Genomic DNA, 20,909 nt, shown 5'->3' with positions numbered 1-20,909 from the left:
GATCAGCGGCGTCGCGGCCGTCTCCAGACCGCCGTTGCGCAGCAGGTCCCAATCCTGATCGTCGGGCAGCCGGTCGGGATAGAAGGGACCGGTGATCATGCCCGGGGTGATGATCTCGTCCTCATCCGCCAGGGCGGGCGTGCAGACAGCTGAGGCCAGCAGCCCGCCCATCAGCAAACGTCGATTGAACATCACGCGCCTCCCAGGCCGATCAGCGATATCGCACGTCACCTTCCCTTGCGGCCGGGCGCTTGCCTAGCCCTCAAAATAGGAACCGTTGCCTTCTCGAATGTCAGAAGGCACTGAGGACACTATCATGCGACCGTCACGCTCTGACCTGTATCTGCGTGTCCGTGGCTGGGTGGACCGGGATCTCGCCAGTCACATGCGCCCTGCTTCACTCTTCCTGCCGTTCGTTCTCATCGTGCCGACGTTGTGGATGAGAGAGGGTGCGTATGGATCAGTATTCCCGACGATCTGGCCGGCAGTTCTTGTCTCATCCGCCTGCTGGACTGTTTTCGTGCTCTGGCGTGCACTTCGCCTGATGCGAGCGGTCGGCCTACGCGGCGACCGTCGCTTCGACAGAATTACAAAATTCACGTTGGACCGAGATCAACAGCGGGCCGAAAGCGTGTTGGCGGCACGTCGTCGAAAGGCTCGTGAGAGTTATCACCGGTGAACCTCGTCATCCTGACCGGCGCCGGCATATCGGCCGAGAGCGGCGTGCCGACGTTCCGTGCCAGCGATGGGCTGTGGGAGGGACATCGGATCGAGCAGGTGGCGACGCCCGAGGGGTTCGCGGCCAATCCGGCGCTGGTTCAGGACTTCTATAACCGGCGGCGACGGCAGCTGGCGCAGGTCGTCCCCAACGCCGCGCACCGGGCGCTGGCCGATCTGGCGGCGCGTTGGACGGGCGGCCTGCTGCTGGTGACGCAGAACGTCGATGACCTGCATGACCGCGCCCATGCCGAGGCGCTGCCAGGTCCGGGGTTCGAACTGATCCATATGCACGGAGAGTTGCTGAAGGCGCGCTGCACCGTATCGAACACAGTTTGCGACTGGCCGGGCGATCTGGAGGCGCAGCATCCGTCGCCGCATCATCCGCAGGGACGGCTGCGTCCGCACATCGTCTGGTTCGGGGAGATGCCGCTGGCGATGGAGAGAATCGAGACGGCGCTGGAAGCGTGCGACCTGTTCGTGTCGATCGGCACCTCGGGCGCAGTCTATCCGGCCGCGGGCTTTGTCCAGCAGGCGCGCTGGACCGGGGCGCGGACGGTTGAGATCAATCTGGAGCCGACGCAGGGTCGCAGCCAGTTCGATGAGGGCGTCTATGGCCCGGCGACTGAGGCCGTGCCGCGCTTTCTGGCGACGCTCTAATCGAAGGCTTTTTAGCCTCTGGGGCCGAACAGGATGACGGCGGCGCCGATCAGGCACACCGCCCCGCCGATCAGATCCCAGCGATCCGGCGCCGTCTTCTCGACCAGCGCCATCCACGCCAGCGAAGCGCAGATATAGACCCCGCCATAGGCCGCGAACGCCCGTCCCGCCGCATCGGTCGGAACCAGTGCCAGCAACCAGGCGAAGGCGATCAGGCTGAGCACGCCAGGGATTAGCCACAGCGGCGATCGATCCAGTTTCAGCCAGGCCCAGAAGGCGAAGCAGCCCGCGATCTCGGCCAGGGCCGCGAGGGGATAGATGAGGACGGTTTTCATCGGCATCTTCTCCCCCGCCGTCATCCTCGGGCTGGACCCGAGGATCGGATTATCCGCCTGTGCGACCTCGGACCACTCGAGTGCGCCCCACGCTCGATCCCCGGGTCAAGCCCGAGGATGACGGTGTGAGAGCGGATCGTGAACCTATTCGCTCTCCTTGGCCGCCCGCTCGGCCGCCAGCTTGGCCAGCACCCTGCCGCGCCCTTTGGACAGGGCGTGAATGGCGCCGCGCATGGTGGCGACCTCCTGCTCGCTGAAGGCGGCGCGGCCCAGCATGACGCGCAGGTTCTGGCTCATCGAGCGCTTCTTCTCGGGCGGATAGAAGAAGCCGCCAGCCTCAAGCTCCGTCTCCAGATGCTCGTACATGCCGACCAGCAGGTCGCTGGATGCGGGCGGCTCGCTGTCGCGGAATTTGGGGGGCGGAGCGTCCAGGATCAGGGTGCGCCACTCATAGGCGTTGATCGCCACAGCCTGGGCCAGGTTCAGCGAATGGTGCCGAGGATCAATCGGTATGGTGGTGATGCCCGAACACAGGGCGATGTCCGTCGTCTCCAGCCCTGCGCGCTCGCCCCCGAACAGGAGGCCGGTCTTCAGGCCGGAAGCGGTGTCGTCATACAGGACGCGGGCGCTTTCACGCGGCGTGCGCACCGGCTGGCGCGTCTCGCGCGGACGGGCGGTCGTGGCGAAGACGGTGTTCAGATCGGCGATCGCCTCGGCCACGCTGTCGAAGACGCGAACGCCCTCCAGCACCCAGTCGGCGCCGGACGCCGTGGCCCAGGCGCGATCCTGGGGCCAGCCGTCACGCGGGCTGACCAGACGCAGTTCCGACAGGCCGAAATTGGCCATCACCCGCGCCACCGCGCCGATATTTTCGGCCATCTGGGACTTGTCGAGGATGACGACGGGGGGCGTGAGCATATCTTGAAGTGAGCCGTTCGTGAAAAGTGAGCAAGGCGTGAGCAGGGCCAGATTCGCTCACGCCTTGCTCACTAGCACTCTTCACCAATCCGTCAGTCCTCGCCGACCATGGCGATCCAGGGGTCAGCGGTTCCGGCCTCGACCTCGGCCACCTTTACGGCGGGCCAACCGATGGCAACGGTCGCGCTTTCGCGCCAGGCCAGGGTGGTCAGGTCGCGCAGTTCGGCGGCGCCGGCGCCCAGACGCTCGGTCACGAAGGTCGCGCCGCGCGCGTCGGTGTTCTGGAAGGCGCCGGCCTTTTCCAGGCGATAGAAGGGGATGACCTGGGCCAGGGTCGTCTTCAGATAGGCGACGGTGCGGGCCTTGAGGTCAAAGCCTTCCAGGCGCGGAGCGGGCATGGCCGCCTCGACCGCGTCCAGACGGGCGATGCGGTGGGTGAAATCACCCTCGAAATTCTGGTGCGTCTGACGTGAGGCGGTGAAACGCTCCGGGTTGGGCGTGTTCCGGTCCCAGCCGTTGTAATGGATGGTGGTGTGATGCGGCTGGGCGCCGTCGCCGACGTAGTGGCCCAGCACGCCGATGTCGCGCAGCAGCAGAGCCTCGCGGCGCTCGCGGTCGACCCGGTACCAGGCGCGGCGCTCCAGGTTCGTCTCGCGCGCCTCGGCGGCGGTCAGCACGCGCCAGTAGGCGAAGTCGCGCACCAGTTGCTGATAACCGTCCATCATGGCGTAAGGCAGGTAGCCGGCGTCGTTCACGCTGAGGCCAGCCTTGGTCAGGGCGGTGTCGTAATCCGACTTGAGCCGCGGCAGGGCGTCGATCGACATGCCAGCGGGGCTCATGACATTGCCGGCGTCGTCCATGTCGACGAAGTGGGCGGTGTCTCGCTCGCGGTCGTGCGGCTGGCCGGCGCCTTTCCAGCGGTCGGGCTCGCGCGCCAGTTCGCCGACGTCGGCCGCCGCCCCGGGCGTGCGCAGGAAGGCCGGCAAATCGGCGGGCAGGCCGCGCATCGCGGCGACACCGACCAGCCGGTGACCGGTGTTGCCCCAGGCGGACACGTCCACGGCAGGCGCCGAGACAAGAAGAACAGCGGCGAGGGCGACAGCGAGACGCTTCATGGCGGACCCTTGGTCGGGATGGCGGAAAACACGGACGGTTTCGCCCCTTAGCGCATCCCGTCGGGCCTCTCTACCCACCTTGGCGGCCAGCGACGACAGGTCGCTTTGCGATGAGATGGGCGAGGCGGCGATCAGATAAACTTTGTATCCAAGAGATCGCGCGCTCGAATATCGCTTTCACGCCAGAGCCAAGCGCGCGATAAAATAGAGCATATCGCACGATTACTATATTCGCATGGCAGCATGTCGCAGCGCCATTAACCCTCTGCACTCATCGCAGGAGTCGATGAACTGGATTCCTTGTGGACGAACCGTCGCACAGACTGAGCGCGCCCACTTTTGACCACAAAACGCGGCCAAACACCGGCCGCCGGCGCGTCGGATCCGGTGCCTCCATGAGTCGTGCCCGTGCTGAAAACGTTCGCCGCTTTCGCCATGATGGGTTTTGTCTGGGCCGCGCCTGTGTCGGGCGAGCCTGTCCCCTATCAAGCCGTTCTCGCCGCCGATCCGGTCGCGGGCGCAGCATCAGATACGGCGAATGACAACGGCGAGACGGCTCTCAGCGCCGAGCAGCAGGACCTGATGGCGGGTGACCCCGACTGGCGCGCCTCGGCGCGGCTCTATCACGCAGGCGGCGGCGGCGCGACGGGCAACGACTCCCTGGGCTGCCGCCCGATTCCGATGCGCACCGTCGCCGTCGATCCGCGTGTCATTCCCCGCCGCACCAAGCTGTTTATCCGCGAGACGGTCGGCCTGCGCCTGGCTGATGGCACGACGCATGACGGATACTGGTATGCCTCGGACACCGGCGGCGCGATCAAGGGCGCCAAGGTCGATCTGTACACCGGCCACGGTCGCGCCTCGATGCAACCGGCCATGCGTCTGAACATGCGCACCCTGACCATCACCGACGCGGGCGACTTCGACGGCTGCCCGCCGTCGTGGGAAAGCCGGCCCAGCCACGCGACCCAGATGGCCTCGCTGGACACGGGCGCCCTGGGCTCGCGCTAAGCCGGGTTCGCGTCAAAGGGTCGTCAGAACCGCCGCTTGCCCGACACCGTCTCCCAGAACAGACGGAAGTCGCCCATCAGGCTCCACAGCGGATATTTGAAGGTCGCGGGCCGGTTCTTCTCGAAGAAGAAATGCCCGACCCAGGCGAAGCCGTAGCCGATCAGCGGCATGGCCAGCAGCCACCAGGCGCTGCGCGTCACCAGCGCCATCACGAAGGCCACGATCACCAGCCCCGTCCCGACGACGTGGATGCGTCGGCACGTCCGGTTGGAATGCTCGTGGATGTAATAGGGATAGAAGGCGCTGAAGCTCCGGTAGCGTTCGGTTGCGGCCTCGGCCATGGCGTGATCCTCCATCATTCGGCGCCAGCGTGACCCCGAGCCGGCGTAAGAGCAAGATCGTCGCCGTTCACCACATCCCTGCGCGATGGCTTAAGCCTGTTGCGCGAGAGTGCCGGGGTTGAGCCGGGAGAACGCCATGCAGCCCTTCGCCATCGCAGCCGCCGGAATCTCCGCCGCCACCGAGCGATTCGAGGCCAGCGCCCGCCGCACCGCCGCCAGCCCTCTTGCTGACCCGGCAGGCGAAGCGGTCGAACGCATCACCGCCAGTCACGCGGTCGAGGCCAACGCCGCCGTCATGCGCACCGCCGATGACATGGTCGGGACGCTGCTGGACGTGATGGTCTGATCAGATCGCCTTGGGCGGCAGTTCGAAGAAGCCGGCGAAGGTGAGGAAAGCTGTGCGGTCGCCCTCGATGGACAGCTCGGCGCCGGCCAGTGCAGCCGGATCGCCATAGACGGCGCCGGCGACAACCTCGGGCGAGGCCGTGATACGTGCGTCAGCCTCCCCCGCCCTGCCCCGGTCAGCGTTCAACTCGCCCTCATGAACGCATACCGTGAACTCTTCCTCGCCCAGGACGAAGCCCAGCGTCAGTGACGCCGCGCCAGCCTTCGCCGCGTCGAACATGGTCCGGAACGACAGCATCAACGACACCGGGCTGAGCGGCAGGGTCGGGTCGTGCCGGGGCGAACGGGCGGCCCAGCGGCCCAGATCGCGGATGATCGGTTCGGCTTCCAGCCCCCACCGGGTCAACTCATAAACCTGAACCGAGGCTGGCGGCGGCAGGCGCAGGCGACGCAGGATCCCCGTTCCCTCCAGACTGTCCAGCCGCTGAGTCAGGATGTTGGCGCTGAGGCCCGGCAGACTGGCGCGCAGGTCGCCGAACCGGCGCGGCCCCAGCATCAGTTCACGCATGATCAGCAGCGACCATCGCTCGCCCACCAGTTCCAGTGCGTGGGCCGTGCCGCAGGCATCATCGTACCATCGCCGGGAAGCGTTAGCCATTTTAGTTATTTTTTCTAACCACGTGGTTGACTAATATAACTTCTTACGGCACGAGTCGCAAACGCTGAGGAGCCGAAAGAGCCTCCAGCCGTTTGATCGTCATCGCCCGCCCGTCAGGCCGCGACGGCGCAATGACAAGGGAGAACGCCCATGGTCGACAAGATCACGCCGTGCCTTTGGTATGACCTCGGCCAAGCCCGTAAGGCCGCCGAATTCTATGTCTCGCTGGGCCTGCCCGACAGCCATATCGACAAGGTCCACGCCAGTCCGGCCGACAATCCGTCCAGTCAGGAAGGCGCGGAGCTGATGGTCGAGTTCACCCTGGCCGGCCAGAGCTTCCTGGGCCTGAACGGCGGGCCGATTTTTCCGCACACCGAGGCGGTGTCGTTGATGATCCATACGGACGATCAAGCCGAGACCGACCGCCTGTGGAACGCCATCGTCGGCAATGGCGGTCAGGAGAGCGCCTGCGGCTGGTGCAAGGATCGCTGGGGCGTCAACTGGCAGATCACGCCGCGCCGCCTGATGGACTTCCATAACGACCCGAACCCCGCGCGGGCCAAGGCCGCCTTTGAGGCCATGATGACGATGAAGAAGATCGACATCGCCGCCCTGGAAGCCGCCGCTGACGCGGCCGGCTGACCTTACTCCAGGGAAACCCGATGAGCCGACTGGTCTATTCCTACCTCGCCTCGCTTGACGGCTATGTCGCCGACAGGGATGGGAAATTCGACTGGGCCAGACCGGATGAGGAGGTTCTGGCCTTCATAAACACCCTGGAAGCGCCGATCCGCAGCTACCTCTACGGCCGGCGCATGTACGAGATGATGCAGGGCTGGGAATCCGATCCCCAGTATGCGGCGCAATCGTCCGGCAATGCCGCCTTCGCCAAGATCTGGTCGGCGGCGGACAAGGTTGTCTATTCGACGACGCTAACCGAGGCCTCAACCACAAAAACCCGGCTCCTGTCCCGCTTCGACGCCAACGAGGTCCGTCGCCTGAAGGCCGAAGCCGCTACCGACATCGCCCTTGGCGGCGCGACCCTCGCGGCTCACGCTCTCAAAGCCGGATTGGTTGACGAAATTCACCTGTTCATCGCCCCGGTCGTCGTCGGCGGCGGCCTGCCGATGTTTCCTCACGACCTGCGCCTGTCCATGAGCCTGACCGACGAACGCAGGTTCGGAAACGGCATGACCTTCGTCCGCTACGACATCCACAACCCCGACTGACCCCTGCAGGAGAATGAAGATGAGCTACATCACCGGCTTCCTGACCCCCGTGAAGATCGCGGACAAGGATCGCTATATCGCCTCGGCCCGGAAATCCTGGCCGCTGTTCAAGGCCTACGGCTGCTTGGAGCAGGTTGAAACCTGGGGCGAGGATATTCCGCCCGGCCAGGTCACCGGCTTCGACCTGGCGGTGAAGCTGGAAGAGGGCGAGGCCGTCGTCTTCTCGTGGCTGAAATGGCCCGACCGCGCCACCGCCGACGCCTGCTGGCAAAAGATGGAGGCCGACCCCGCCTTCGCCGACATGGACATGCCGTTCGACGGCAAGCGGATGATGTGGGGCGGCTTCGCTCCGGTCTTCGAAAGCTGATCCACCGCGTCGTAAACCTACAAGCGCCCACCCGGCGGTTGGTCCAGCATCAAGGTCCCGCCGGTTCGGCGCGCCCAAAAGGAGACACCATGCCCTTTCTCGACATCACCGTGATCCCCGTCCCGACGGCCAACAAGGCCGCCTATCTGGACCATTCGGCCAAGACCACGCCCTTCTTCCGCGAACAGGGCGCGACCGTCGTGACGGAAGCCTGGGGCGAGGACGTGCCCGACGGCAAGCTGACCGATTTCAAGAAGGCGGTTCAGCTTCAGGACGACGAAACCGTCGCCGTCGGCTGGATCACCTGGCCGGACAAGGCGACCCGCGACGCTGCGTGGGCGGCGCTGATGAAGGACGAGCGGATGATGGGCATGGAGATGCCGTTCGACGGCAAGCGGATGATCTTCGCCGGCTTCGACGTTATCGCCGAGAACTGACGCCGGGCGCTGGTCGGACGCCGGGCGCCGCCCATGCCGTGCTCGGGCTTGACCCGAGGATCGAGCGTGCGGCGCGCTCGACCTTGCGGACGTCACGCAGACGGACAGTCCGATCCTCGGATCAAGCCCGAGGATGATGGCGGGTGTGTGGAATGGCGAGGCGGATGCCACGGCTCAGCGGCAGAACCGCGTATCCGTCGCTTCCAGATGCAGGTGGTCGCGGTGCACGGCGTTGTAATCGGGGCTGAGCACCGTGCCGAAGATGCGGCAGGCGTCGTCGCGGACACGGCGCAGGAAACGGGCCTCGGCCGTGTCGCCGTACCAGTCGCCGGTCAGGGTGATGCGCCGCCCGTCGCGCAGGCGCACGCCGGACACGTCCAGCGCCAGAGCCTGGGCATGGGCGCTGACGCGATTGCTGACGCCGCCGTTGTTCACATTGCGACAGGCGTAGGCGCCGAAATGGTCGATCTGGACCACGTCCGAGCCCAGGATCTCGCGCGCGGCGGGCTCCAGCGACTGGCGGCGCCAGATGCTGACCGCCAGGGCCAGACGGCACGTCATCTCGGGCTGGCCCGGCGTCATCCGCGCCACCGTGCCCATGTCGGCCCCCAGCACCCCGCCCCGGCTGAGGCCGCAGACGGCGCTCTGCACCTTGTCCGGCATGGGGCTAAAGTTGACGCGCGCCGCCGTCAGCTCGGCCACGCACTGGGTCAGGCTGTCGCTTTCGCGCAGCACGGCCGTGCGCGTTCCGTCGGTGATCGGCCGGTCGATCAGCCCGTTCCCCAGCGGCGCGCCAGGGCCGGACGGAACCGGATGGGGCGCGGGCCGGTCGGGCAGCATGGGGCTGCACCCCGCCAGAAGCAGCAGGGCGGCGGTCAGGGCGCGGGTCGGACGTCGGTGGCGGGCGATCATCGGCGGGAGGCTAGCTGATTCCCGGCCGCCCAGGGCTTCACGAGCACGACAGTCCTCCCCTTTCGTCATCCTCCGGCAAGCGGCGAAGCCGCGCAGACCGGGGGACCCAGCGGCGCGCGAAAGCGCGACACTGTCGGAAGCGTGTTGCAACATCGCCCTGCGGGCGCCGCTGGGTCCCCCGGTCGCCCCCCGCCTTCGCGGGGGTCGCCGGAGGATGACGAAAGATGGAGAGAGAAAAAGGGCGGCTCTTTCGAACCGCCCCTTGTTTCGTATCAGCTATCCAGGAAGGATCGCAGCTTCCGCGACCGCGAGGGGTGCTTCAGCTTGCGCAGGGCCTTGGCCTCGATCTGGCGGATGCGTTCGCGGGTGACGCTGAACTGCTGGCCGACTTCTTCCAGCGTATGGTCGGTGTTCATGCCGATGCCGAAGCGCATGCGCAGCACGCGTTCCTCGCGCGGCGTCAGCGACGCCAGCACACGGGTGGTGGTTTCGCGCAGGTTCGACTGGATGGCGGCGTCGATCGGCAGGACGGCGTTCTTGTCCTCGATGAAGTCGCCCAGGTGGCTGTCTTCCTCGTCGCCGATGGGCGTTTCGAGGCTGATCGGCTCCTTGGCGATCTTCAGAACCTTGCGGACCTTCTCCAGCGGCATGGCCAGCTTTTCGGCCAGCTCTTCCGGCGTCGGCTCGCGGCCGATCTCGTGCAGCATCTGGCGGCTGGTGCGGACGATCTTGTTGATCGTCTCGATCATGTGGACCGGGATGCGGATGGTCCGGGCCTGGTCGGCGATCGAGCGGGTGATCGCCTGACGAATCCACCAGGTGGCGTAGGTGCTGAACTTGTAGCCGCGGCGGTACTCGAACTTGTCGACCGCCTTCATCAGACCGATGTTGCCCTCCTGGATCAGGTCCAGGAACTGCAGGCCGCGGTTGGTGTATTTCTTGGCGATGGAGATGACCAGGCGCAGGTTCGCCTCGACCATTTCCTTCTTGGCCTGACGGGCCTCGCGCTCGCCCTTCTGCACCGTCTGGACGATGCGGCGATAGTCGTCGATCGGCAGGCCGGCTTCGGTCGCCACGGCGGCGACGTCGGCGCGGATCTGGGCGATCTGGGCGGCTTCGTTCTCGCTGAACTTGGTCCAGCGGACGCCCATTTCCTTGACGCTCTCGGACCAATTGGGGTCCAGCTCGCGGCCGAAATAGGCCTTGAGGAACTCGGGGCGCGAAATGCCGTAGCTGTCGGCCAGACGCAGCAGACGCCCCTCCAGACCGATCAGGCGCTTGTTGATCGCATACAGCTGCTCGACCAGGGCCTCGATGCGGTTGTTGTTCAGCTTCATCGTCTTCAGACGATCGCTGATGGCCGTGGTCAGGCTCTCATAGGCCTTGTGGTCCTTGGCGGTCAGGATCTCGCCCTTCAGACGGGCCTCGACCAGCTTGTCCTGCAGCTTGCGGAAGGCGCCGAAGTCGGACGCGATCGCGTCCAGCACTTCCATGACGCCGTCGCGCAGCTCGGCCTCCAGGGCCGAGATCGACATGCCGCCGCCGTCGTCGAAATCATCGTCGTCGTCGTCTTCGCCCTCGGGCTTGTCGGCGGAGGGTTCGGCAGGCTCTTTTTCGACGACCTCGCCGGCGGGCGGCTGGTTATGCGGCAGCGACGACGGGTTCAGGATGCCGTAGGTGGCGTCCAGGTCGATGACCTCGCGCAGCAGAATGCGGTTGTTCGCCAGTTCGTCGCGCCACACCATGATGGCCTCGAACGTCAGGGCGCTTTCGCACAGGCCCGAGATCATGGCGTCGCGGCCGGCCTCGATCCGCTTGGCGATGGCGATTTCGCCCTCGCGGCTCAGCAGTTCGACCGAACCCATTTCGCGCAGATACATGCGCACGGGGTCGTCGGTGCGGTCATAGGCGGCCTTGGCCGGAGTCTCGGCGACCGAGGTTTCGGCGGCGGCGGCCACGTCGGTGCCCTGGGCCTCGGCCGCGTCTTCTTCGGCCTCGACGACGTTGACGCCCATTTCGGACAGCATGGCCAGGGTGTCCTCGATCGCGTCGGGGGTCACCTCTTCGGACGGCAGAACCTTGTTCAGCTCCTCCATCGTCACATAGCCGCGCGCCTTGGCCTGTTTGATGAATTTCTTGACGCCGGCGTCCGTCAGATCGAGCAGGGGCCCGTCGGTGTTGGTTTCGGCTTCCTGCGTCTCGGTCTGCGCACTCATTCAGTCTTCTCCGGCCAGCGGGGGTGATCAGTCCCCATGGCGTAATAACGTGTGGCGAGGTCGTTTGTTACGAACCCGCGCTGTCTTCCCAAATCGTTCCGGCTTTGATTGCGCGACTCAGCACATCCCGCTCGGCTTTCAACCGACGGAATGCGTCATCCTGCCCCGGCACGCCACGCGCCGACGACAGAGCGTCTTCCAGGGCGGCGACACGCGTAAGCGCGTCGAACGCCTGCAACCAACGGGTCCTCGCCTCGCCGAGGGGCTTGTCTGCAGCCAGGAATGGCGCGCCGGACTTTGCCGCCGCCTTCTCGACCTCGCGCATCAAGGCATCATGACCCGATTGCGCCAGATGGCGACGTAAGGCCGCTGTGTCAAGGCTTTGGCCCGAGAACCTGAGCCGAACCAGCTCCTGCGCCAGCCCGTCCAGGGCGCGATCGCCAAAGCCGTGCCGGGCGATATCCTCCAGCCGGTCGTCCATCCGTTCGGGGTCATCCACGGCGCCGTGGGCCAGGGCGGCGGCGACAGGCTCGATCGAGCGGGACAGGGCCTGCATCGCCTGGGCGCCCTCGACCGTCTGACCCTGCAAGGGCGGGGGGCCGGGACGCCAGCGCCCGCCAGGGCCGACCTGCCCTCTACCCGCCTGGGCCGGTCGCTGCATCTGCTGGCGTGGGAACAGGGCGTCAAACCTGTCGAACAGGTCGCGGCGGTACTGTTCGGCCAGATCCTTGTCCTGAATGGCTCCCGCCGCCTGGCGCAGACGGCCCTTCAGCCCGGCCTTGCGTTCCGGCGTGTCCAAGGGCTCGGCCTCGGCCTCTCGCCGGAACAGCACCTCGACGAAGGGGCGGGTGTCGTTCAGCGCCTGTCGCAGGGCGGGCGCGCCCTTGTCGCGCAGGATGTCGTCGGGATCCTGGCCCCCGTCCAGCAGGGCGAACCGGAACGACCGGCCGGACTTCAGCAGTGGCAGCGCCCGTTCGATGGAGCGATAGGCGGCCCGCAGCCCCGCCGCATCCCCGTCGAAGCACAGCACCGGCTCGGCCGAGACCCGCCACAGCCGCTCCATCTGTTCTTCCGTCAGGGCCGTGCCCATCGGCGCGACGGCCGGCAGGCCCGCGCGCTGGCAGGCGATGACATCCATATAGCCTTCGACGACGATGATCCCCTGCTCGCCCCGGCTTTCGGCGCCCAGGATGCGGCGCGCCTCCGGCAGGCCGTACAGGGTCGCGCCCTTGTGAAAGAGCGGGCTTTCGGGGCCGTTCAGATATTTGGCGCGGTCGTCCGGGTTCATGGCCCGGCCGCCGAAGCTGACGATGCGGCCCCGCGCATCCAGGATCGGGAACATCAGCCGGTCGCGGAACCGGTCATAGGGCTGGCCCCCGCCTTCCGGCGCGATCAGCATGCCCGCCTCGACCAGATCGCCCGGCCGGGCGCCGCGCTGGACCAGCGCCGCCTTCAACCCCTCGCGGTCATTGGGGGCATAGCCCAGGCCGAACCGCTCCCACTGATCCTCGGGCAGGCCGCGTCGCTCCAGATACTCGCGCGCCGCCTTGCCCGCCGAGCGGCGCAGGTTCGCCGCGAACCATTTCTGGGCCAGGTCCATCCAGTCGGTCAGGCCCTGCTTCCGCGCCTCGCGCTCCGCCGCCTGGGGGTCTTCGGCCGGCAGTTGCATGCCCGCCTCGCCCGCCAGCCGCTGCACCGCCTCGACAAAGCTGAGACGCTCCGTCTCCTGCAGGAAGCTGATGACGTCGCCGTGCTTGCCCGAGCTGAAGTCGTGGAAGAAACCCTTGTCGTCATTGACGAAAAACGACGGCGACTTCTCTTTCGAGAAGGGGCTGAGGCCCACATACTCGCGCCCCTGACGCTTGAGCTTCACCGTCCGCCCGATGATGTCGGACGGCCGAAGGCGGGCCTTCAGTTCTTCAATAAAGCGATCGTCAAAGCGCAAGGCGGCGGTCCGGGGGTGAGCCTTTCACCCTAGCGCGGCCCGTCGCCACTGTCGTCAGGCTCGCATCGATTCCGCGAACCGGTTGAACAGATACAGGCTGTCGGTCGGTCCGGGCGAGGCCTCGGGGTGGTGCTGGACGCTGAACACCGGTTTGTCCTTCAGCGCGATGCCGCAATTGGTGCCGTCGAACAGGCTGACATGCGTTTCGACCACGGCCTCAGGCAGGCTGTCACGGTCCACGGTGAAGCCGTGGTTCATCGACACAATCTCGACCTTGCCCGTCGTCAGATCCTTGACCGGGTGGTTCGCGCCGTGGTGGCCCTGATCCATCTTCACGGTCCTGGCGCCCAGGGCCAGGGCCAGCATCTGGTGGCCCAGGCAAATGCCCATGATCGGCTTGCCGCTGGCGACCAGCTTTTTGATCTCGGGCACGGCGTATTCGCCGGTCGCGGCCGGGTCGCCCGGTCCGTTGGACAGGATCACACCATCCGGATTGCGCGCCAACACGTCTTCGGCCGAGGTTGTCGCCGGAACTACGGTGATCTTCGCGCCGGTCGAAGCCAGGGCGCGCAGGATGTTGCGCTTCACCCCGTAGTCGATGACCACCACCGACTTGTCGGTCGCCGCGATACGCGGATAGCCGGCGGGCCATTCCCACACGCCCTCGTCCCATTCGAACGACTGCAGGGTCGAGGCGTCCCTGGCCAGGTCCAGGCCGACCAGGCCGGTCCACGCCTTCGCCTGGGCGACCAGGGCGTCCAGGTCGAATTTGCCGTCGGGGTCGTGGGCGATGACCGCGTGCGGCGCGCCCTTGTCGCGGATGATCTTGGTCAGGGCGCGGGTGTCGACGCCCGACAGACCGACGACGCCCCGCCGCTTCATCCAGCCGTGCAGGTCGCCCCCCGACCGCCAGTTGGCCGGATCGGTCGGCAGGTCGCGGAAGATGGCGCCGCGCGCCGAGGTTCCCGAGCCGTCGCCGATCTGTTCCACATCCTCGACGTTCACGCCGACGTTGCCGACGTGGGGAAAGGTGAAGGCGAGGATCTGGCTCATGTAGGACGGGTCGGTCAGGATTTCCTGATAGCCGGTCATGGCGGTGTTGAAGACCACCTCGCCCAGGGCCGCGCCGGTCGCGCCCACGCCGACGCCTTGCAGAACGGTTCCATCCGCCAGCGCCAGAACGCCGGTCACACCAGGGAGAAGGGTCTTCGTCATGGCGTGGCTCCTACAGGCGAATACGGGCGGACAAACGGCGGCGTCGTTAAAGAGATGAGGCGGCGGGGTCAACTCGCGCCCTGTCGCGGCGCCGGACCCATAGCCAGGCGACGCTGGTCACAGCGAAGAAAATGATCGTCGGCAGGATGTATCCACCCGCCGCCGCAGCGACCGCGGAAAACGAAAAGATGACCCCGACCGCCGCCAGCGCGCGCCAGCCTGCTTTCGACGTCAGTCGCCAAAGGGTGATCGAACACAGGGCATAGAGGCTGATCGTCAGCACCGAGGTCACGCCGATCAGCACGCCGAACTGCTGGCCCAGGGTCGGCTGGATGCTGGCCACGATCATCAGGCTCATCAGGGCGCCGTTGATCAGCGGATTGGTCAGCGGCAGGCGACCATCGCCGCCGAACCAGCGCGGCAGCCAGCCGGCCTCGGCCGCGCTGCGCGCCGTTTCGCCGCCCAGCATGGTCCAGCCGGCGATGGTGCCTGTCGCCTTGATGACGGCGCAGGCGGCGACCAGTCCGGCCACCGACGACCCCATCACCCGCGCGGCCAGGTCGGCATAGGGGCTGGTGGACTGGGCCAGGACATCGGCGGGAATGACGCCGAACACCGCCACGCTGGCGGCCAGATAGACGACGAAGGCCAGGGCGACGCCGCCCAGGCTGGCGCGGGCCACGTCGCGGGCCGGATCCTTGACCAGCCGCGACAGCACCGCCGCGCTTTCGACCCCGAGGAAAGCCCAGAAGATGACGACTAGCGAGGCCGGCACGGTCGCCGTCAGAGGCGCGCCCGACGGGCTCCATGAGGCGGCGAAGACGTCGGAATCAAAGGCGATCGCCCCGGCGACCACCGCCAGGACGATCGGGATAAGGCCCAACCCCAGCGTGACCGCCCCGAACCGCGCCGCCGTCCGCGCGCCCGCCGCATAGGCCGCCGTGGTCACCCAGATCAGCGCCAGATTGCTGACCGCGCTCCAGATCGGCTCCTTCAGCGCGGGAAAGAAGAAGGCCAGATAACCGGTGCCCGCCACGGCCACGGCGACGTTGCCGGTCAGGCAGGCGGCCCAATAGGCCAGCGCCGTCTGATAGCCGACGAACCGCCCCATGCCGCGCCGGGTGAAATCCGACAGTCCATCGGCGTCCGGCTGCATCCGGCCCAAGCCGCCGAACACCGCCGCCAGGGTGATGGCCCCCAGCCCGCAGATCAGCCAGCCGATGATGCTGGACGAACCCGTCGCCGCCAGCGTCGTCGGCAAGAGATAGACGCCCGAGCCGATCATGTTCCCGGCCACCACCAGGGCGGCCAGACCCCAGCCGATACGGCGGTGCGGCAGAGGAAGGACGTCGGTCTGGCTCATGACCGACGCCATAGCGTCAAATGCGGCGGTCGTCGCGCCCCTTGAACGTCAGAAAGTCAGCAGCCCTTGGCCATCGACAGATCGGTCAGGTGATCGGCGCGGTTCATCACCGGCATCAGTTGGTCCGTGCGGGCCTGGACATCGAGCATCATGTCGTCGATGTCGCTCATCATATTCTGTTGTTCCTGCGCGGCGGCGGCCCGCTGGGCCATGCCGGCCACGCTTTGAGCCGCGCCCAGGGCCAGGCCAGCCCCCGGGACGAAGGCAGCGGCCAGGCCGCCCAGGCTCATGGCCGTCGAAACGCCCTGCTGCGCTTGCAGACTGCTCATGCGCGAGCGGCTCATATCCATGGCCCGCTGGGACATGGCGTTCTGCATCGCCATCATCTCGCCGTTCAGGGCGTTGGCTTCGGCGATCAGCGCCTCGCAACTCATCTGGCTGTCACCGGCCCTCACGACCTGGAAGGGCACGTCAACCGCCGCGGCAGGTGCGTCGGCCACGCTCGCAGGCGCCGCGACCGGCGTCGCCTGCACCTCGACGGGTGCGTCCTGAGCCATGGCGTTCGCTGTTACGGCCATCGCCGCCATCATGCCAAAGATCACTTTTTTCATCGGATAATCCACCGTATTCAACCGGCGCGATCCGCCAAGAAAGCTCTGTCATGCTCATCACTACAGTCGGCCTCGATGCCGACGACACGCTCTGGCACAACGAGACGATCTTCCGTCTCACGCACGCACGCTTTGTGGAACTGCTGGCTGAACACGGCGACCGGGATGCGATAGAGGCCCGGTTATTTGCGACGGAGCAACGGAACTTGCGCCTCTACGGCTATGGCGTGAAGGGCTTCACCCTCTCGATGATCGAGACCGCAATGGAACTGACCGAGGGACAGGCCCCCGCGCCTGTCGTGCGCGAAATCCTCGCCGTCGGGCGTGAAATGCTGGCCCATCCGGTCGAAACCCTGCCTGGCGTCGATGAGGTCGTGGCAGAACTGGCCGAACGCTATCGCCTGGTCCTGATCACCAAGGGCGACTTGATGGATCAGGAGCGAAAGCTGGCGGCCTCTGGCCTGGGCGACTTGTTCGCAGCGGTTGAGATCGTGTCAGAGAAAGATCACTGGACCTATGAACGGATATTCGCCCGCCACGGCACCGGGCCGACCGAGGCCGTCATGGCCGGCAACTCCATGAGATCCGACGTTCTCCCAGCCATCGAGGCCGGGAGTTTCGGCGTCCACATTCCTTACCATGTCACCTGGCAGCACGAACTGGCCGACGCGCCCGAAGGCCACCCGCGCTATGTCTCGCTTAGTCGGATCGGCGAACTGCCTGACTGGATCAGAGCGATCGAAGGCTAGCAGGATTTGTTCTTCGCAATCGCCTTCAGGTGATCCATGCGCTTCTCCAGGTTACGGAGTTGCCCCGCCTCGCCCTGGCCAAGAACGTTCTGGATGTTGCTCATCAAGCCGCCTGCCTGATCGGCGGTGGCCAGCATCTGGGCCGCACCCACCGCCAGACCTGCGCCCGGAATAAAGGCTGCGGCGATGCTGCCCAAGGATAACATGGAGCCCAACCCTCGTCGCTGCGGCTGCGGCTGCGTCGCCCCCTGCAGCGGAACCCCTTCGGCGATGGCGAAAGCCTGGATATTCAAGGCGTTGATCTCGGTCGTCAACGCGTCGCAGCTCAAGGCCTCGTCCCCGCTCCGCGCGATTTCGAACTTGTCCGAGGCGGACCCGGCAGTGGCGGCTGCATCCTGGGCGATGGCCCTGGCCGCAGTTTCCGCGGCGGTGGGGGGGTCTTGCGCCAACGCCGCACACGGCAGCATGGCGGAACACAGCAGAACGGCGATCAGGCGTGTAGGCTTCATGTCGATCCTCACCAGCTAACTACGGTAACGGCGATACCTTGCCGTCACGCACCACCTGTGCGGGAAACCTGCGACCAGGATTCGACCGGTCCTTGGCGGGCGTTGGCACCTGGACGGCCTCGAGCACCGACCGAATAGTCCAAAAAAGGGCGGCCCATGGGACCGCCCCTTCTGCCATGTGCCCGCGCCTCAGAAGCTGGCGCGAATCCCGCCGAAGAACTGCCGCCCATACAGATCATAGGTCGATGACGCGCCGTTGCCCGTAAGGCCGTACGGCATCTCCTTGTCCGTGATGTTGTTCACGCCGGCGAACAGTTCGATCCCCTTGGCGATCCAGGGGGCATTGTCGATCCGGTAACGCACCACGAAGTCGTGGTAGGTCTGGGCCGGGACATAGGCCGGGAAGGCGTTCTCCTCGGTGTTCACGCCCGGCGTCGGCGTGACATCAAACCGAGCGACGCGATCCTCGTATCGGGTGGCCCAGGTCAGGGCCAGCGGTCCGTTCTGCCATGTCAGGCGGGATTTGAACGACCATTCCGGATCACCGATCTCGCCCTGTTCGACGTCGATTTCGTCGGGTCGATCAGCGAAGGCGAAGAAGTTGAGCTCCTCCAGCTTGTTCGCCGTCAACACCCCGGTCAAACGACCACGCAGGCCGCCGAACATGGCCGGATTGGCCTCGGCGATTTCTTCCAGATTGCGCGTGTAGGCCAGTTCGAAATCCCACCCCCTGGTCGTCAGGGCGGCGGCGTTGATGAAGGTCGTCTCGATGAAGTCGATGTTGCTGTCCGCGCCGCGCGTAAACAGCGAACAGAAGCTGGGATCCAGGCCGCCGCTGGCGTCGTAGCAGTTGTCGATGATGTCCTGGGCGCCCACCAGCGAGATCGCATTGTCGATCTGGATGTCATAGTAGTCGGCGGTGAAGCTCAGCCCGCGAACCCAGCGCGGTTGCAGCACGACCCCCGCAGTCCAGCTCTTGGCCTCTTCGGCCTCAAGGTCCGGATTGCCGCTCGAGAATCCTTCGATCGAGGCGTTGGTGTTCGAGTTGAAGTTTGCAGGCACTCCCGCTGCGGCGCAGTTAGCCGCGCGGTCCGGATCCAGATCGATGTTATCGACATCGCAAGGATCTGTAACCGAGAAGAAACCGGCCGATGACGGCAGGAACGCCTCGGTGATGTTCGGGGCCCGCACTGCCCGCGAATAGGTGCCGCGGAAGGTGATGTCGCGAACCGGGGCGTAGATGGCGCCGACCTTCCACGCCTCGGCCCCGCCGACCGTCGAATAGTCCGCGTAGCGATAGGCCCCGTCGATCGACAGGCGATAGGCCCAGGGCAGGTCCGCCAGCAGGGGCGCGTTGAACTCAAGGAAACCTTCGGTGACGTCGAACTCGCCATAGGCGTCAGGCTGCGGCGCCGTATCCGACAGGCCCGACTTCACGAACGGGTCGTTGATGTTCTCGCTGGTTTCCTTGCGGTATTCGAAGCCTCCGGCGAAGGCGACCGGCCCGCCCTGCAGATTGAAGAATTTCGACGTGTCGAAGTTGAACAGGCCGGACAGCACCTCCTGGGTGATGGTGTGGGTCCGGATCGAGTCATGGCTGACATAGTCGATGGCCGAGGCCGTGTTCTGACGACCGAACGGATTGAATGGCACGCAGGTGTCGCTGGTCAGGCCCTCGGGGGCCTCGTAGCCGTCGTACTGGGCCGAGGGGACGTTGACCCGGCACTGGATGGAGCCATCCGGCGCCACCACGGAATCGATGGCGGCGGCATAGTTGCCGGGGATCAGGGTGCCGCTACCCCTGAACTCGTTCCGGGTTTCACCGTAGTTGTAGGACAGGTCCCATTTGAAATCGGCGAAGCCCGTTTCCAGATCGCCACGCAGGCCGGCCACGGCCCGGTAGGTCTCGCGCGTGATGTCGTTGCGGCGAACGCCCACGTCCTCGTTGAAGCGGCCAAAGGTGATGTCGCGGCCCGCGACCACGGCCGCGATTTCGGGCGTGATGAAGGCGTTATCGGCTTCGATGAAATAGTCGCCGAAGGTGAAGGACGGCTGGACGAAATCCTCAATCTCGGACCGCACGTATTTGGCGTCCAGATAGGCCGTGATGTTGGACGTCAGATCATAGCGCAGGCGAATGTTCGTGCCGTAACGATCCGTCTTGGGGACCAGCACGATATAGTCGTCCAGCGCAGTGCAGGTCTCGCATTCATCGAACTGGCCGAAGGCGAAGCTGTTGGTGCCCAACCTCTGCGCCTGCGGCACCGGACTGCCGTCATTGGTCAACGCCGAGATGATGTCGAAGGTGTTCCAGTCCAGGATCACCCCGTTTTCGTCCAGATAATCGGTCAGGACATTGGGCACCGTGATGCGGTTGGGAATGCCGTCCGCCGGACCGGTGTTCGCCGGATTGACGATCGTGCCCCAGTTCTTGAGCGCGCCGATGTCGCTGGCCAGGACCTGATCGGAATGGTCGTAGAACAGGGTCGCGGTGACATTCCCGCGGCCCGAGTTGAAGTTCCGGCCATACAGTCCGTTGATCGCCCATTCGCGGCCGTCACCCGACTCGGCGCCCGACCCCTGAACCGTGATCTCGCCGCCTTCGAAGTCGTCCTTGAGGATGATGTTGACCACGCCCGTGACGGCGTCCGAGCCATAGACGGCCGAGGCGCCGCCCGTGATCACCTCGACCCGATCGACCAGGGCAGCGGGAATGGCGTTCAGATCGACCGCGGCGTTACCGGCGTCACCCCCGACGTGCCGCTTGCCATCTATCAGCGTCAGGGTTCGCGCAGCGCCCAAGGACCGCAGGTTGGCGAAATTCAATCCGCCTGAATCGCCGAAGCTGTCGGAGTTGCCCCGCACGGTGTCGTTGGCGCTCAACGCCGGCAGTTCTGCGATGATGTCGCCCAGATTCTGGGTCCCGGCCGTTTCAATCGCCTCGCGCGACACCGTCGCCACGGGGGTCGGTTGTTCCAGATTCGGGCGCGGAATCCGCGAGCCCGTGATCACAACCTCCTCGATTTCCGTCGGTTGCGATTGCGGCGTCTCCTGCGCCCAAGCAGAATCCGCAAAAGCCAACCCCGCCACCCCGACAAAACCGGCCAGAACGGTGGTATTCATCAAACCCTGCCGCTTCTCGATCATCGCACCGCGATCCCTTTGCTAAGCTTCACCACATTCCACCCAATCGCATACCGGTGATATAGTCACATGTGACTATTATATCTGACATCGATATGTCGATTACTCGCCA

The 20,909-nt window shown here is 65.8% G+C and carries 22 protein-coding genes; 8 read left to right on the top strand and 14 right to left on the bottom strand.

Annotated elements, in window-relative coordinates; all coding sequences use genetic code 11:
• Positions 1 to 192, bottom strand: a 192-nt coding sequence (locus EON91_RS07010; protein WP_292092837.1) for a hypothetical protein, incomplete at its 3' end; no start/stop codon positions are given.
• Positions 193 to 675: 483 nt separating this feature from the next.
• On the opposite strand from EON91_RS07010, the gene EON91_RS07005 reads away from it, so the two are divergent.
• Positions 676 to 1,377 carry an NAD-dependent deacylase gene (locus EON91_RS07005; protein WP_292092835.1) on the top strand — a complete coding sequence of 234 codons (702 nt, stop codon included), beginning with the start codon at positions 676 to 678 and terminating at the stop codon, positions 1,375 to 1,377.
• 11 nt (positions 1,378 to 1,388) lie between these two features.
• On the opposite strand, the gene EON91_RS07000 is transcribed toward EON91_RS07005, so the two are convergent.
• From EON91_RS07000 to EON91_RS06990, 3 genes are all read right to left on the bottom strand, one after another.
• Positions 1,389 to 1,712, bottom strand: coding sequence for a YnfA family protein (locus tag EON91_RS07000; protein WP_292092833.1), 324 nt, complete (start codon positions 1,710 to 1,712; stop codon positions 1,389 to 1,391).
• Positions 1,713 to 1,856: 144 nt separating this feature from the next.
• Positions 1,857 to 2,630, bottom strand: a complete 774-nt coding sequence (locus tag EON91_RS06995; RefSeq protein ID WP_292092831.1) for an RNA methyltransferase — start codon at positions 2,628 to 2,630, stop codon at positions 1,857 to 1,859.
• 92 nt (positions 2,631 to 2,722) lie between these two features.
• On the bottom strand, positions 2,723 to 3,745 hold the full coding sequence (locus tag EON91_RS06990) for a S1/P1 Nuclease (protein WP_292092828.1): 1,023 nt from the start codon (positions 3,743 to 3,745) through the stop codon (positions 2,723 to 2,725).
• A 408-nt stretch (positions 3,746 to 4,153) separates the two neighbouring features.
• On the opposite strand from EON91_RS06990, the gene EON91_RS06985 reads away from it, so the two are divergent.
• Positions 4,154 to 4,756: a 3D domain-containing protein gene (locus EON91_RS06985; protein ID WP_292092826.1), complete on the top strand. Its 603-nt coding sequence runs from the start codon at positions 4,154 to 4,156 to the stop codon at positions 4,754 to 4,756.
• Positions 4,757 to 4,779: 23 nt separating this feature from the next.
• Here the strand turns inward: EON91_RS06985 and EON91_RS06980 are convergent, their stop codons facing one another.
• A complete protein-coding gene (locus tag EON91_RS06980; protein WP_292092823.1) occupies positions 4,780 to 5,097 on the bottom strand; it encodes an Mpo1-like protein in 318 nt (105 codons plus the stop codon).
• A gap of 136 nt (positions 5,098 to 5,233) precedes the next feature.
• Here EON91_RS06980 and EON91_RS06975 point away from each other — a divergent pair, with 136 nt between their 5' ends.
• Positions 5,234 to 5,443, top strand: a complete 210-nt coding sequence (locus EON91_RS06975) for a flagellar basal body rod C-terminal domain-containing protein (protein WP_292092822.1) — start codon at positions 5,234 to 5,236, stop codon at positions 5,441 to 5,443.
• On the opposite strand, the gene EON91_RS06970 is transcribed toward EON91_RS06975, so the two are convergent.
• Complete coding sequence (locus EON91_RS06970; protein ID WP_292092821.1) at positions 5,444 to 6,100, bottom strand: winged helix-turn-helix transcriptional regulator; 657 nt, start codon at positions 6,098 to 6,100, stop codon at positions 5,444 to 5,446.
• 150 nt (positions 6,101 to 6,250) lie between these two features.
• Here EON91_RS06970 and EON91_RS06965 point away from each other — a divergent pair, with 150 nt between their 5' ends.
• The 4 genes from EON91_RS06965 (at position 6,251) to EON91_RS06950 (ending at position 8,133) form a co-directional block, all read left to right on the top strand.
• Positions 6,251 to 6,742 (top strand): VOC family protein, encoded by a 492-nt coding sequence (locus EON91_RS06965; protein WP_292092819.1) that lies wholly within the window; start codon positions 6,251 to 6,253, stop codon positions 6,740 to 6,742.
• A gap of 20 nt (positions 6,743 to 6,762) precedes the next feature.
• The gene (locus EON91_RS06960; protein ID WP_292092818.1) at positions 6,763 to 7,329 is read left to right on the top strand and encodes a dihydrofolate reductase family protein; all 567 of its coding nucleotides are present in this window, start codon (positions 6,763 to 6,765) and stop codon (positions 7,327 to 7,329) included.
• A gap of 19 nt (positions 7,330 to 7,348) precedes the next feature.
• On the top strand, positions 7,349 to 7,696 hold the full coding sequence (locus EON91_RS06955) for a DUF1428 domain-containing protein (protein ID WP_292092816.1): 348 nt from the start codon (positions 7,349 to 7,351) through the stop codon (positions 7,694 to 7,696).
• Between the two features lie 89 nt (positions 7,697 to 7,785).
• Positions 7,786 to 8,133, top strand: coding sequence for a DUF1428 domain-containing protein (locus tag EON91_RS06950; RefSeq protein WP_292092815.1), 348 nt, complete (start codon positions 7,786 to 7,788; stop codon positions 8,131 to 8,133).
• Positions 8,134 to 8,307: 174 nt separating this feature from the next.
• On the opposite strand, the gene EON91_RS06945 is transcribed toward EON91_RS06950, so the two are convergent.
• The 6 genes from EON91_RS06945 to EON91_RS06920 form a co-directional block, all read right to left on the bottom strand.
• The gene (locus EON91_RS06945) at positions 8,308 to 9,045 is read right to left on the bottom strand and encodes an extensin family protein (RefSeq protein ID WP_292092814.1); all 738 of its coding nucleotides are present in this window, start codon (positions 9,043 to 9,045) and stop codon (positions 8,308 to 8,310) included.
• Between the two features lie 272 nt (positions 9,046 to 9,317).
• Positions 9,318 to 11,261 carry an RNA polymerase sigma factor RpoD gene (gene rpoD / locus EON91_RS06940; protein ID WP_292092812.1) on the bottom strand — a complete coding sequence of 648 codons (1,944 nt, stop codon included), beginning with the start codon at positions 11,259 to 11,261 and terminating at the stop codon, positions 9,318 to 9,320.
• Positions 11,262 to 11,328: 67 nt separating this feature from the next.
• Positions 11,329 to 13,206 carry a DNA primase gene (gene dnaG / locus EON91_RS06935; protein WP_292092810.1) on the bottom strand — a complete coding sequence of 626 codons (1,878 nt, stop codon included), beginning with the start codon at positions 13,204 to 13,206 and terminating at the stop codon, positions 11,329 to 11,331.
• A 54-nt stretch (positions 13,207 to 13,260) separates the two neighbouring features.
• Complete coding sequence (gene carA / locus EON91_RS06930; protein ID WP_292092808.1) at positions 13,261 to 14,421, bottom strand: glutamine-hydrolyzing carbamoyl-phosphate synthase small subunit; 1,161 nt, start codon at positions 14,419 to 14,421, stop codon at positions 13,261 to 13,263.
• 46 nt (positions 14,422 to 14,467) lie between these two features.
• Complete coding sequence (locus EON91_RS06925; protein WP_292092807.1) at positions 14,468 to 15,784, bottom strand: amino acid permease; 1,317 nt, start codon at positions 15,782 to 15,784, stop codon at positions 14,468 to 14,470.
• Between the two features lie 56 nt (positions 15,785 to 15,840).
• On the bottom strand, positions 15,841 to 16,395 hold the full coding sequence (locus EON91_RS06920) for a hypothetical protein (RefSeq protein ID WP_292092805.1): 555 nt from the start codon (positions 16,393 to 16,395) through the stop codon (positions 15,841 to 15,843).
• A gap of 50 nt (positions 16,396 to 16,445) precedes the next feature.
• On the opposite strand from EON91_RS06920, the gene EON91_RS06915 reads away from it, so the two are divergent.
• Complete coding sequence (locus tag EON91_RS06915; RefSeq protein WP_292092803.1) at positions 16,446 to 17,144, top strand: HAD family hydrolase; 699 nt, start codon at positions 16,446 to 16,448, stop codon at positions 17,142 to 17,144.
• Here EON91_RS06915 and EON91_RS06910 read toward each other — a convergent pair.
• Both EON91_RS06910 and EON91_RS06905 read right to left on the bottom strand, forming a co-directional pair.
• Positions 17,141 to 17,653 (bottom strand): hypothetical protein, encoded by a 513-nt coding sequence (locus tag EON91_RS06910; RefSeq protein ID WP_292092802.1) that lies wholly within the window; start codon positions 17,651 to 17,653, stop codon positions 17,141 to 17,143. The genes EON91_RS06915 and EON91_RS06910 overlap by 4 nt on opposite strands.
• 189 nt (positions 17,654 to 17,842) lie before the next feature.
• Positions 17,843 to 20,776: a TonB-dependent receptor gene (locus EON91_RS06905; RefSeq protein WP_292092801.1), complete on the bottom strand. Its 2,934-nt coding sequence runs from the start codon at positions 20,774 to 20,776 to the stop codon at positions 17,843 to 17,845.
• Positions 20,777 to 20,909: the final 133 nt, after the last annotated feature.

It is taken from the genome of Brevundimonas sp., from assembly GCF_004210735.1.
Taxonomy (GTDB): domain Bacteria; phylum Pseudomonadota; class Alphaproteobacteria; order Caulobacterales; family Caulobacteraceae; genus Brevundimonas.
This window is presented reverse-complemented; position numbering and strand designations above follow the sequence as displayed.